12 protein-coding genes are annotated in these 11,702 nt (G+C 55.2%); 5 read left to right on the plus strand and 7 right to left on the minus strand.

What is annotated here, in order from left to right; all coding sequences use genetic code 11:
- Positions 1-34: 34 nt before the first annotated feature.
- Entirely contained in the window at positions 35-319 is a 285-nt protein-coding gene (locus WEB64_RS11105; protein WP_368061380.1) for a DUF1330 domain-containing protein, read from the minus strand.
- A 142-nt stretch (positions 320-461) separates the two neighbouring features.
- On the opposite strand from WEB64_RS11105, the gene WEB64_RS11110 reads away from it, so the two are divergent.
- Positions 462-1,190: a YebC/PmpR family DNA-binding transcriptional regulator gene (locus WEB64_RS11110; RefSeq protein ID WP_368061379.1), complete on the plus strand. Its 729-nt coding sequence runs from the start codon at positions 462-464 to the stop codon at positions 1,188-1,190.
- A gap of 57 nt (positions 1,191-1,247) precedes the next feature.
- Here WEB64_RS11110 and pntB read toward each other — a convergent pair whose 3' ends face one another.
- The 3 genes from pntB to WEB64_RS11125 all read right to left on the minus strand — a co-directional run bounded on the left by pntB (position 1,248) and on the right by WEB64_RS11125 (position 6,045).
- On the minus strand, positions 1,248-2,642 hold the full coding sequence (gene pntB / locus WEB64_RS11115; protein ID WP_368061378.1) for a Re/Si-specific NAD(P)(+) transhydrogenase subunit beta: 1,395 nt from the start codon (positions 2,640-2,642) through the stop codon (positions 1,248-1,250).
- A gap of 11 nt (positions 2,643-2,653) precedes the next feature.
- Complete coding sequence (locus WEB64_RS11120) at positions 2,654-4,231, minus strand: Re/Si-specific NAD(P)(+) transhydrogenase subunit alpha (RefSeq protein WP_368061459.1); 1,578 nt, start codon at positions 4,229-4,231, stop codon at positions 2,654-2,656.
- A gap of 200 nt (positions 4,232-4,431) precedes the next feature.
- Entirely contained in the window at positions 4,432-6,045 is a 1,614-nt protein-coding gene (locus tag WEB64_RS11125; protein WP_368061377.1) for a hypothetical protein, read from the minus strand.
- Between the two features lie 225 nt (positions 6,046-6,270).
- On the opposite strand from WEB64_RS11125, the gene WEB64_RS11130 reads away from it, so the two are divergent.
- The 3 genes from WEB64_RS11130 (at position 6,271) to WEB64_RS11140 (ending at position 8,956) form a co-directional block, all read left to right on the plus strand.
- Positions 6,271-7,158, plus strand: coding sequence for an alpha/beta fold hydrolase (locus tag WEB64_RS11130; RefSeq protein ID WP_368061376.1), 888 nt, complete (start codon positions 6,271-6,273; stop codon positions 7,156-7,158).
- Positions 7,158-8,588, plus strand: a complete 1,431-nt coding sequence (locus WEB64_RS11135; protein ID WP_368061375.1) for a phospholipase D family protein — start codon at positions 7,158-7,160, stop codon at positions 8,586-8,588. The genes WEB64_RS11130 and WEB64_RS11135 overlap by 1 nt, the downstream gene beginning before the upstream one ends.
- Positions 8,589-8,704: 116 nt before the next feature.
- Positions 8,705-8,956, plus strand: a complete 252-nt coding sequence (locus WEB64_RS11140; RefSeq protein ID WP_368061374.1) for a YkoF family thiamine/hydroxymethylpyrimidine-binding protein — start codon at positions 8,705-8,707, stop codon at positions 8,954-8,956.
- A gap of 57 nt (positions 8,957-9,013) precedes the next feature.
- On the opposite strand, the gene WEB64_RS11145 is transcribed toward WEB64_RS11140, so the two are convergent.
- The 3 genes from WEB64_RS11145 to WEB64_RS11155 form a co-directional block, all read right to left on the minus strand.
- On the minus strand, positions 9,014-9,670 hold the full coding sequence (locus WEB64_RS11145) for a class I SAM-dependent methyltransferase (RefSeq protein WP_368061373.1): 657 nt from the start codon (positions 9,668-9,670) through the stop codon (positions 9,014-9,016).
- A 1-nt stretch (position 9,671) separates the two neighbouring features.
- Entirely contained in the window at positions 9,672-10,238 is a 567-nt protein-coding gene (locus WEB64_RS11150; RefSeq protein ID WP_368061372.1) for a copper chaperone PCu(A)C, read from the minus strand.
- Positions 10,239-10,335: 97 nt separating this feature from the next.
- Positions 10,336-10,917, minus strand: coding sequence for a histidine phosphatase family protein (locus tag WEB64_RS11155; RefSeq protein ID WP_368061371.1), 582 nt, complete (start codon positions 10,915-10,917; stop codon positions 10,336-10,338).
- A 304-nt stretch (positions 10,918-11,221) separates the two neighbouring features.
- Between WEB64_RS11155 and WEB64_RS11160 the strand changes: the two genes are divergently transcribed.
- Positions 11,222-11,680 carry a YaiI/YqxD family protein gene (locus tag WEB64_RS11160; protein ID WP_368061458.1) on the plus strand — a complete coding sequence of 153 codons (459 nt, stop codon included), beginning with the start codon at positions 11,222-11,224 and terminating at the stop codon, positions 11,678-11,680.
- Positions 11,681-11,702 lie beyond the last annotated feature (22 nt).

The following is an 11,702-nucleotide window of genomic DNA, read 5'->3' on the forward strand; positions in this document are numbered from 1 at the left end:
TAGCAAATTTAACGCCTGGGAGGCATAACATTCTTTATTCTTCATAACTCGTAATAACAACATCCGCTGCCTGATCTCGAACAGCAATTAACGACTGGTAACCGGGAGAATCGAACCAGTTGTCAAGGGCGGTATGGTCGGCAAACCGTATAATGACCACTTGGTCCCGCTCATCATGGCCAGCAAGAACCTTCTGCAGTCGTCCACGGAACACCACTTCTGCATCATGACCCGCCAGAGAGTTCCCCACTCCGGAAACATACTTCTGCCACAGGGCCGGCTGTTTTACCCTGATATGTCCCACCAGATATGCCGCCATAATCCTATCCTTCCGTTGCCAATTGAACTAAGGAGCCTCTGATTATAGATGGCTATCCTCACCCCGGAAAACAGGGGAATAGATTGCCGGATGCCCAGCGTGTAAAATCGGCCAACTTCTGACGATGGACGAGTAAATCGCAATGGGCAGAGCCTACCAAAACCGCAAAGATTCGATGGCCAAAACCGCGAACGCCAAGACCAAGGTCTACAGCAAATACGGTCGTGAAATTTACATGTGTGCCAAAGCCGGGGGCACAGATCCGGACGGCAACTTGTCCCTGAGAGGCCTGATTGACCGCGCCAAAAAAGATCAGGTACCCGCCCACGTAATTGAAAAAGCCATAGACAAAGCCCGGGGGGGAGGCGGTGAAGACTTCTCGGCGGCCCGATACGAAGGTTTTGGCCCAGGCAATTGCATGGTCATTGTGGATTGCCTGACCGATAACCCGAACCGGACCTTTGGCGATGTGCGCCAATGCTTCACGAAAACGAAATGTAAGATCGGCACCCCGGGCAGCGTCAGCCATATGTTTGACCACTGCGCGATACTTGCCTTTCCGGGTGATGACGAAGAAGCTGCCCTGGAAGCCCTGATGATAGCCGAAGTTGACGTCACAGATATTGAAAATGAAGACGGCAAGATTACTGTTTTTGCACCCAACACCGAATACGCCAAAGCCAGGCAATCACTGATCGACACGTTCGGTGAGCTCGAGTTCGATGTTGATGAAATCCAGTTCCTGCCCCAGACCAGTACCCCGGTGGAAGGTGACGACGCTTTGATGTTCGAGAAGTTTCTGGACATGCTCAATGATCTGGACGATGTTCAGAACGTCTACCACAACGCCGAGCTACCAGCAGGGGAGTGACCGTCCAGGCTACCGGCACACCCGGAGGCGGGTAGCCTGACGATTAAGGCCTGATACTCAGCCGCGCAGCCCGCTTACCACTTTATCAATGCTCTCCTTGGCGTCGCCGAATAACATACGAGTGTTGTCTTTGAAGAATAGCGGGTTCTCGACACCGGAATAACCGGTAGCCATACCGCGCTTGAGCACCACCACCTGGCGCGCCTTCCAGACTTCAAGTACCGGCATACCCGCAATCGGACTGGTGGGATCTTCCGCGGCGGCCGGGTTCACCGTATCGTTGGCGCCGATCACCAGCACCACATCCGTACTCGGGAAATCGTCATTGATCTCGTCCATTTCGAGCACGATGTCATAGGGCACATGAGCCTCGGCCAGCAGCACATTCATGTGGCCAGGCAAGCGACCTGCAACCGGGTGAATACCAAAGCGCACATTAACTCCCCGCTCCCGTAGCAGCTTGGTGATGTCACTGACGCCATTCTGGGCCTGGGCCACCGCCATGCCGTATCCAGGCACAATGATCACCGAATCGGCATTGCGAAGCTCATCGCATACATCCTCAATTGAGAACTCCTGGACTTTCTGATCACTGGCGACGGCGCCAGAACTGCTGGTGGTCTGGCCAAAGCCCCCTAAAATGACGCTGATAAACGATCGGTTCATCGCTTTACACATAATATAGCTAAGGATTGCACCGCTACTGCCTACCAGGGCACCGGTAACAATAAGGAGGTCATTGCCCAACATAAACCCGATGGATGCAGCCGCCCAGCCGGAATAGCTGTTCAGCATGGATACCACCACCGGCATATCAGCCCCGCCAATCGCCATGATCAGATGAGCCCCGAGAACAGCTGCAATAAGCGTCATCAGAATCAGAGCTACAAGACCGGAAGCCATGCTGTCAGTGCCGAGGAACCAGGCCCCCAGGAAAACCGTCACTACCAGAGCAACCAAATTCATTACATGGCGACCCGGCAGAGTTAGCGCCTTGCTGTCGATACGACCATCCAGCTTGCCACAGGCCACCAACGAGCCGGTGAACGTGACCGCACCGATAAATACCCCGATATATACCTCGACCAGTTTAATGGTGTGCTCTGCGCCGAAGGTTTCTATCAACGGCTCGATATAACCTGAAAAACCCACCAGCACCGCTGCCAGCCCCACAAAGCTGTGTAACAACGCCACCAGTTGCGGCATCTGGGTCATTTCGACCTTATTGGCGATGGGAATACCGATACCCGCGCCGAGCAGCACAGCAATAATAATGGCGACGACACCGCCATCACCGACGCTCGCAAGAGTTGCCACCACCGCAATGATGATACCGGCGACGCCGTAGAGGTTACCGCGCCGGGCAGATTCCTGGTGGCTGAGGCCACCCAGGCTGAGAATAAAAAGCACACTGGCCACCACGTAGGCGACGCTGACTAGTCCTGTACCCATAATAGCGTCTCCTACTTCCGGAACATGTTAAGCATGCGGTAGGTTACCCGGAACCCACCACCAACGTTGATACTTGCGATCAGCACGGCTACGAACGCCATAATGCCCACCGCAGCGCTCTCGGCCTGGGCCAGATGCAACATGGCACCGATGACAATAATGCCACTGATGGCGTTGGTCACACTCATCAAAGGGGTATGCAGGGACGCGGTCACGTTCCAGATCACCTGCCAGCCGATGAAGCAGGCCAGCACAAACACCGTGAAGTGGCTCAAGAAACTTTGTGGGGCATGGGCACCCACTCCGTAAAGGGCCAGGGCCGTAGCAGCGAGAAGCACCATTTTCCCGGTGCGGCGGCGCGACTCAGTGGCTTTGGCTGTTGCTCGCTGGGCTTCAGGCGAGGGCTCCTCGGTTCCGGGTGGAGGCGCTGCCTTGGCCTGGACCTCCGGCTTGGGCGGTGGCCAGGTTATGTTGCCCTGCTGGACCACGGTCAAGCCACGGATAACTTCATCCTCCATGTTGACGAGGGGCTTACCGTCTTTCTCAGGCGTCAGCTCAGTCAACAGATGCATCAGGTTGGTGGCATAAAGATCACTTGCCACTTTCGCCATACGGCTGGGCAAATCGGTGTAACCGATCAACGTTACTCCGTGCTGTTCAACCACTTTACCGGGCTCGGTAAGTTCACAGTTGCCGCCACGCTCGGAGGCAAGATCCACAATGACGCTGCCCGGCTTCATGGATTTCACCATGTCCTCGGTAATCAGCTTGGGTGCGGGACGGCCCGGGATCAGTGCAGTGGTGATGATGATGTCCACCTCTTCCGCCTGTTCCGCAAACAATGCCATCTCGGCCTTGATGAACTCATCGCTCATCTGTTTGGCGTAGCCACCGGTACCGCTGCCATCTTCATCATCAAAATCCAGCTTGAGGAATTCCGCCCCCATGCTTTCCACCTGCTCCCGAACTTCCAGGCGGGTATCGAAGGCTCTCACAACCGCCCCCATACTATTTGCAGAACCGATGGCGGCAAGACCCGCCACCCCGGCCCCAATTACCATGATCTTGGCAGGCGGCACTTTACCCGCCGCAGTCACCTGGCCGGTAAAGAAACGGCCAAAATGGTTGGCAGCCTCAACCACCGCACGGTAGCCGGCAATATTGGCCATGGCGCTGAGCGCGTCCATTTTCTGGGCCCGGCTGATTCTGGGCAAGCTGTCGATTGCAAAGCCGGTAATTTTCCGTTCTGCGAGGCGCTCGAGTAATTTCGGGTTCTGGGCTGGCCAGAGATAACAGGCGAGATAGCCCCCCTCTTTCATCAGGTCTATTTCGTGTTTTCTGAGTTTAGGATTGCGCATGGGCGCCCGGACTTTCAGAACGAAGTCCGCCTCCTCCCAGAAAGCCCGGGTATCGACTGCCACGCTGGCTCCCGCTTTCTGGTAGGCATCATCATCATAGTGGGCCGCTTCGCCGGCACCGGTTTCAACGATGACCTCATAGCCAAGTTTGATCAGCTTCTGGACCGACACGGGCGTTGCCGCCACCCGTCGCTCGTCTTTGAAAATTTCCTTTGGAATACCCAGTTTCATGGTGAACACACCCTCCAAAACGTCCAGATCCAGGAGCATTGTTATTGGTCTTTCCCGCTGGCCCGCAGGCAATAGCGCTCAGGCCGCCTGCCCCAAGGAGCCTCTGATTAACCAACCAGAGGCGATCCAGGAGTTAATCAGAGGCTCCCTAAGTGAAGCCGTAGTTCGGGATTGGTGCAACTATCAATTTGTCGCAGCGGTCAATTTACGGCGCTCAACGATAACGGCGAGGAGAAGTGCTGGTGTAAAAAGGGCCGCAAGTCGTCCATGCCAACGCCACCTGAGCTCATCGCCGGGAGCGTGCCGCGCCGGAATCCTGCCAGTCCTGCCTTGCCTACAAAGGGTTGGAGTAACGCCGGGTTACCACTGATAATATGCACGGGTACATCACGGCCAGCGCCTTCGCCTGTCACCAGCGGTGCTGGTTGATGGTCTCCGAGGACAATAAGCAGCGTGTTATCATCGACGTGCCGAATGGCATACTGCGTTGTGACATTGAGCGCATAATCAATCGCCCTCACGTAGTGGTCACGTACCCGCTCCGTATCCCGCCAGAGGCTTACCGGCGTTTCCCCGGTATCTTTCCACTGATTGAAAACATCACCGGTACCGATGCTGCCCCAATCCTCAATAACCGGCAGTATTGGCACCCAGGGCGCGTGACTGCTTATAAGGGCGAGCTCTGCAAAAACCGGTTTAGTGGCTGGCGCCCGCACATTGTTCTGAAACCAGGACCAGGTGTACTGGTCCGGCATAGTGACCCAATTCAACGGTGGGCCTTCGTAATCCATAGTGTCAGCATCATGGATTCGGGTGTATCCAAATTGTCGACCTTCCGGCCAGGCCATGGTGATCCCCGGCATCACTGCTACGGCGTCATGTCCGGTCGCAATGAAATCATCAATCAGAGTGGGGTGGTCGCTGGCTAGCAATGTTTCGTAATGCAATTGACTGTCAATCCACAGCCCGCTCAGCAAAGTGGCGTGAGCCAGCCATGACTGGCCGCCCTGCACCGGCGAGCGAAGCCGCCCGGTCACCACATGCAGGTCTGCAGCGTCGAGAGCTTGCTGCATAATATCCAGGCGCTTCGAGATTTGCGGACGATATCGCTCATCCGCCAGCGTCGTTATGCCATAGGACTCAATAAACCCAAGAACAACGTCGGCAGTGCTAAACCGGTCCAGCGCTCTGGCTTCGACCGAATAACCGTCCTCTATGGTCGCCATGCGCTGCTCGAAAGCCCGGGTAGCCTCCAGGGTTCCCGCCGCCCTTTCGACCTGTTTGGTGGCAAAACCAACCAGAGGGGCCCCCGCTATTTTTTTTGGCAGAGACGACGGCATGAAGAAAATGATAAGCCCCAGCACGACAACGCTGCCAACAAACCCGGTCAGGCCAGGTAAGGCCAATCTGCGATGGGGGCCAAAGCCCAGCAAAAGCTTGCCAACAAGGAACGCCAAACCGCCAAGCAAAATGGCCACACCGGCGAACATCACACAGGCGAGCACAAGCCCAAGATTACTCGTGAGCTGGTCAACAATAGCGCTGGCGAGCTCAATATCCAGGTACAGGTTCAATGGCCGCCCAAGACTTTGCCGTATCAACGCATCGGCCGAAGCGCACGCCGCCAGCAAGGCGTAGATCCCACCTGTAAAGTAAGCCAGGCCTTTACGAGCTGCCGACTGTCCCAGACAGGAAAAGACTGCAGACAGAAACAGAACTTCCACAGCCAGTAGCGGCAGGTAGGGATAATCAGTCCAGACGAGACCACTGAATAACAGGTTAAGAATCAAGAAAATGACGGCCAATCGGATCAATTTACTATTCCCTGACGGTAAATCATAAAATCTTAATACGAAAAAATCGTCCCAGTGGACGGTTAGCTCATGACACTCTACGCTAAAGTGGCTTGCATCCGTGGCAAGCGGGCAACCGAAGAGGCATCCGTTAGCGGGCACTTCTGGGTTCGCACAATCTGAGGTAAGTCGGCTCGCGGACGCTGTCTACAAAAAAACCAGAACAAGAAGAAGAGAACGTACGGAATGACACTAGGGCAAAGCTTCGAAAGCAGACGGTTTCTGGCTGGCAAAACTGGAATCAATGTAACTCTTGGCGGCTCGGGGCCACCCTTGCTACTGCTGCATGGATACCCGGAAACCCACGCTATGTGGCATCGCGTAGCGCCAACCCTCGCTCGCCAGTTCCATGTGGTTTGCCCGGATCTACGCGGCTATGGAGATAGCGACAAACCGGGTGGACTGCCGGACCATTCAAACTACTCCAAGCGTGCCATGGCTCAGGACATGGTCGAAGTCATGACATCCCTGGGCTACGACGAATTCATGATTGCGGGCCACGACAGAGGTGCCAGGGTTACCCATCGCATGGCACTGGATCATCCCGAGCGGGTGCAAAAAGCCTGCATTATGGACATCGCACCGACTCTCCATATGTTCCGCCACACTGACCAGAACTTCGCTACCGGCTATTACCACTGGTTTTTTCTGATCCAGCCGGACGGCTTGCCCGAACATCTGATTGGCGCAGATCCCGGTTATTACCTGACTGAGAAACTCAAGCGCTGGAGCGCCCCGGCAGCCGAATTTTCGGAGGAAGTGGTTGCCGAATACGTTCGCTGCTTCAGCCAACCTGATGCCATCCATGCCTCCTGTGAGGACTATCGTGCCGCTGCCACGATCGACCTGGAACACGACAAGCACGACATCGAGAAGAAAATACAATGCCCTTTGTTGGTTCTCTGGGGCTCGCAGGGCTTTGTAAACCGAACCTATAACGTGCTGGAGGTATGGCGCGAAAGAGGCATGCAGGTGCAGGGAAAAGCCCTGGACTGCGGACACTTCCTGCCGGAAGAGGTACCCGAAGCCGTTGTCGCCGAGTTGCTGGCTTTTTTTAAACCTGTCCACGAGTAATGTCTTTGAAAATTGTACTACTGGTAATTTTTATTCTGGCCACTGGCACCGGCATCTACCATGTGTTTAAACCGCTGCCCCAGGACCTGAGTTTCAGAGGCCCGGAGCGCCCCCTTCTTGATGCCCGGTTACTGACCGATATGACCTACCGGGACGCCAGCGGTCGCGTTCAGATGGAGCATGAGATCTTTGATGAGGTCATCCGGTTGATCGGCCAGGCCGAAAAGCTGATTGTGGTGGATATGTTTCTGTTCAACGATAGCCGGCCAGACGACAGTTACCGACCCTTGTCAGAACAACTCACCGAGGCGCTGATCGCCCGCGGTCAACAGGTGGACGGACTCCGCATTGCCGTTATTACCGATCCACTGAATACCTTTTACGGCGGCCAGAAGTCGCCCTATTTCGAGCGTCTGAGGGACGCGGGCATTCCGGTGATCGAGACCGCCCTCAACGAGCTCAGAGACTCCAACCCGCTGTGGTCCGCAGGTTGGCGCCTCTGCTGCCAATGGTTCGGGAACTCCGATACCTCCGGGTGGCTGCCGAACCTGATGGACGGCGGTGAGGTTACCCTACGCAGCTACCTGGCGCTGCCAAACTTCAAAGCAAACCATCGCAAAGTCCTGATCGTGGATGAGGCCGAACGTTTACGGGGAGTGATTACGTCCGCCAACCCCCACGACGGCAGCAGCAAGCATAGCAACGTTGCCTTGAGCTTCACCGGCCCTGCCGTAAATGACTTACTCGTGAGCGAGCAGGCAGTACTGGCGTTATCTGGTGCGACATTGAACCTGGCCGCGGACGTTCTACCCGACGCTTTCCCCGGACAGGTTGAAGACACCGTCGCCCGGGTAGTTACCGAAGCGAAAATTCTCGACTCGGCGCTGGCGATGGTAAATTCTGCCCCAAAGGGTGCGAAATTGGATCTGGCCATGTTTTACCTCGCTCACCGCGAACTGGTGACAGCGTTCATCGAGGCCCACGATCGAGGTGTGAATGTCCGGGTTTTACTGGACCCGAACAAGGAAGCCTTCGGGCATGAAAAAAGTGGTATTCCCAATCGTCAAGTGGCCATGGAATTGACTCAAGCAGACATCACGGTGCGCTGGTGCAATACTCATGGTGAGCAATGTCACAGCAAGATGCTGATACGCCATGACCCCGATGATCGATGGCAGCTCCTGATGGGCTCGGCAAACTTCACCCGCCGCAATCTGGATGATCTGAATCTTGAGACCGACATCCTCGTTCGGGGCTCGACTATCACCCCACTGTTCGAAAACGCCAGTAGCTTTTTTGACCGGCAATGGCAAGCAGGCCCTGGTAAAACGCCCGCACTCAGCCTGCCCTATGAAACCTATGCCGACCACTCAAGAATTCGGTATTGGCGCTACCGGTTTATGGAAACAACCGGACTATCAACTTTCTGAAAACGCTTGCCTTACCGGATCGTAACCATCTTTTGTGCCACGCCCATTGAAAACCTGATCGTCCAGGGGCACCTTATCTGTCTGAACAGTCCGATTAGCAAAGATGCGGAGGTCTTATGTACCTGTCAGCACAGATCAGCTACTACCCTTTAACGAACGACTACAAAGCGCCCATTAAGGATATCATCAAACGCCTTGAACTAAGTGGGCTAGAGGTACACCCCAATCGGATGAGCACCCAGATTTTTGGTGAGTTTGAAGACGTCATGGGCGTTTTGTCAGAGATCATGAAATGGTCATTCGACACCTACGGTAAAGCCGTTTTTGTCGTCAACTTTCTGGAAGGCGACCGTCGACCACGGTCATAGGATGATATTTTGACTGAATAAGCCCCGGTAGCTAGCCATGAGGGCTTGGCGCCGACCCTACCGGGCTTCTTTATGGAAAATTGCTACATCCTTGGCCGGAATCTCAAGGCTTAGTCCCAGATTCTGAGCCAGCCAGCCCATAGTGTGCTCCCGATAAAACACGACATGAGTAGGATCACGCCGATAATGCCAATGAGCGAACCGGGCATCATCGGTCTGAAAACAGGTCATTACTCCCAGCCATCCACCGGGCCGAAGTGACTGCTCAAGGTAGGTGAAGGTCGCCAGCGGATCATGCAGATGCTCGGCAACCTCAGTACAGGTAATAAAATCATATTGCGCATCCAGCACCGACGTATCTGGAAAATACAGCGGGTCGTAAATCGCCATCTCCATACCCGTCGCTTCCAGCATCCCTGCCAGCACTGGCCCTGGGCCACAACCAAAGTCCAGCCCACGGGCACCGGGGGAGAGTTTTTTCAATAACGGATTAGCGAGTTTTGCCAGAAAACGACAGTAACCGGGGTCATCGCCCTGGTTGTCGTGCAGGTCGTATACCGCTTTTTCCTGATCGGCTGAAAGCCAGTGTGCAGGGTCCATCAAGGTCGCTTCGCATCGGCAGCAGCGCCAATACCTTATTCCCTTGATGATATCCAGCAAACGTAACTGGTCGTCACGGCATACGGTGCAGGAAAACCCCGACTCCTCCGACATATCAGTGATCGTGCTTCATGCCCTGGTGACCTTTAGAGCCGTGGTCCATGCCTTCATGATCCATGTTTTCAGGGTCCATAGTTCCGTGATCCCCCGACGCACCCTGCTCCTCCTGGCCAGCCTCCATTGAGTCAACTGATAACTCAACCTCCATGACCTGAGCATTGTTAAACTTTAAAGTCAGCGGAATCCGCTCGCCAACTTTCAGAGGCTTTTTGAGCTTTTCCAACATCAAGTGATAACTCAAAGGTTTGAGTTCGACGGAACCGCCGGCCGGGATCGTCAGGCCATCTTCCAGCGGTCGCATCCGCATGATGCCGTCCTTCCTCATACTTTCGTGGATGGAGACCCGGGCCGCCCTCGGCGTTTCCAGAGACTTGAGCACAATATCGCTGTCGCCGGTATTGTGAATAGTCATGTAACCCACGCCCATCATGATACCGGGGGGTGTCGGACGACTCCACGGATGGGCAATTTCAACCTCGCCCTCACGATAATCATGAGCGATTGAAGGCAAAGCTATAGCGGTTAAAAGAACCGCAATGCAGAAAGAACTTACGCGGGTCATAGTGCCTCGAAGGTGATGGTTAGTTTGGGGGCGTTAGTGTTGCGTGATCGGGAGATGAGCGCAAGCCTCCGGCGGCCTGGCCCATTGGCGGCGCACATCAAGGCGCCACGCGCGCCAGCAAAGTAGGTTTCTCCGACAGCGGAAGCGCTAAAATTATACCCTCGTTGGAGGTCGGGTAAATGTCCGCAAGCGCGGTAATATTAACCTGATGGGATACCAGCACCACCGGTTTCCCCGCTTCAAGAACGTTCACAATCGAGATCGTCTGCTGGGTCTGCATGGCTCCGTCGCCCCGGCCCTGGAAAAAAGAGTTTAACGACATCATCTCCTCAACCGGCCCTACATCCATCTCACGTGCGGTCTCCAGGCACCGGCACCACTGACTGCTGAATACCCTTGCCTCATCGATACCGTTTTCTGCAAGCAAAGGCTTCCAGGCCCGGGCCTGCTCGCGCCCCGCTTCGTTAAGGTTGCGCTGGGTTGAACAGTCATTGACCTTGAATGCCCCCGGGTCCCCGATCCCCGGCGCAAGTGCGTGGCGCAAGATCAGCACGGCGCTACCGTTTGCCAACGCCTGCCAAGCTTCCCGGTTATCCTCCGCGTTTGCCCCGCCGACCGATAACAGGCAGACGAAGCACAGTACCCGCAAACAACTCCTCACCGCTTTCAGAGCAAACATCGCCAAGCCTCCTATAAAGCACCCACTGATTCGTCGCTCTTACACCTGCAAACAAAACTGGTGCTGGACCACCACCAGAGCTCCAAAGGCATCACCGGGAATACCTTGGCAAAACCGTAGAGGGCCATGGATGGCCCGAATCGAGCCCTACAAGGAAGTACTCGCGGGCGAGTTTTGCCAAGGTATTCCCGGTGATGCCAAACACCCAAAGCCCCGATACGCCATAAAATACGCAGGGCAAGACTCCCAGGCTCACCAAAAAACCGATAAACTCCCAACCAACGTAAACAAATGGAAAACCGACATGCCAATCTGGGTCGATGCCGACGCCTGTCCGGTCCCCGTAAAGGAAATTCTCTGCCGGGCAGCGGACCGCTGGGAAATCACCACCACCTTTATAGCCAACCATGTGATCCGCCTGCCGCCAAGCCCGTTCATCAAGGCCAGACAAGTAATGCAGGGGTTTGATGTCGCAGACAACGAAATCGTTGAGCAGCTGCGCCACGGCGACCTTGTTATTACCCAGGATATCCCCCTGGCCGCCGAAGCCATAGAAAAAGGCGCGGACGTTTTCAACCCCAGAGGTGTGGCCTTTACCCGAGAAAATATTCGACAGCGGCTTGCCATGCGCAACTTCATGGAAGAAATGCGCAATGCCGGACAAGTCACCGGAGGACCATCAGAGTTTTCTCAAAGCGACCGCAAACACTTTGCTGATCAACTGGACCGCTGGCTTCAAAAGAATACCCGATCCTCCAACTGAGGTCTGGCCTGAGAATAACGAT

Origin of the sequence: Marinobacter sp., assembly GCF_040882185.1 — a bacterium.
In the GTDB taxonomy this organism is placed as follows: domain Bacteria; phylum Pseudomonadota; class Gammaproteobacteria; order Pseudomonadales; family Oleiphilaceae; genus Marinobacter.

Bases quoted from the DNA above. Each gene is read 5' to 3' on its own strand.
- WEB64_RS11105 (WP_368061380.1), bottom strand. From the start codon at position 319: ATGGCGGCATATCTGGTGGGACATATCAGGGTAAAACAGCCGGCCCTG.
- WEB64_RS11110 (WP_368061379.1), top strand. From the start codon at position 462: ATGGGCAGAGCCTACCAAAACCGCAAAGATTCGATGGCCAAAACCGCG.
- pntB (WP_368061378.1), bottom strand. From the start codon at position 2,642: ATGGGTACAGGACTAGTCAGCGTCGCCTACGTGGTGGCCAGTGTGCTT.
- WEB64_RS11120 (WP_368061459.1), bottom strand. From the start codon at position 4,231: ATGAAACTGGGTATTCCAAAGGAAATTTTCAAAGACGAGCGACGGGTG.
- WEB64_RS11130 (WP_368061376.1), top strand. From the start codon at position 6,271: ATGACACTAGGGCAAAGCTTCGAAAGCAGACGGTTTCTGGCTGGCAAA.
- WEB64_RS11135 (WP_368061375.1), top strand. From the start codon at position 7,158: ATGTCTTTGAAAATTGTACTACTGGTAATTTTTATTCTGGCCACTGGC.
- WEB64_RS11140 (WP_368061374.1), top strand. From the start codon at position 8,705: ATGTACCTGTCAGCACAGATCAGCTACTACCCTTTAACGAACGACTAC.
- WEB64_RS11145 (WP_368061373.1), bottom strand. From the start codon at position 9,670: ATGTCGGAGGAGTCGGGGTTTTCCTGCACCGTATGCCGTGACGACCAG.
- WEB64_RS11150 (WP_368061372.1), bottom strand. From the start codon at position 10,238: ATGACCCGCGTAAGTTCTTTCTGCATTGCGGTTCTTTTAACCGCTATA.
- WEB64_RS11155 (WP_368061371.1), bottom strand. From the start codon at position 10,917: ATGTTTGCTCTGAAAGCGGTGAGGAGTTGTTTGCGGGTACTGTGCTTC.
- WEB64_RS11160 (WP_368061458.1), top strand. From the start codon at position 11,222: ATGCCAATCTGGGTCGATGCCGACGCCTGTCCGGTCCCCGTAAAGGAA.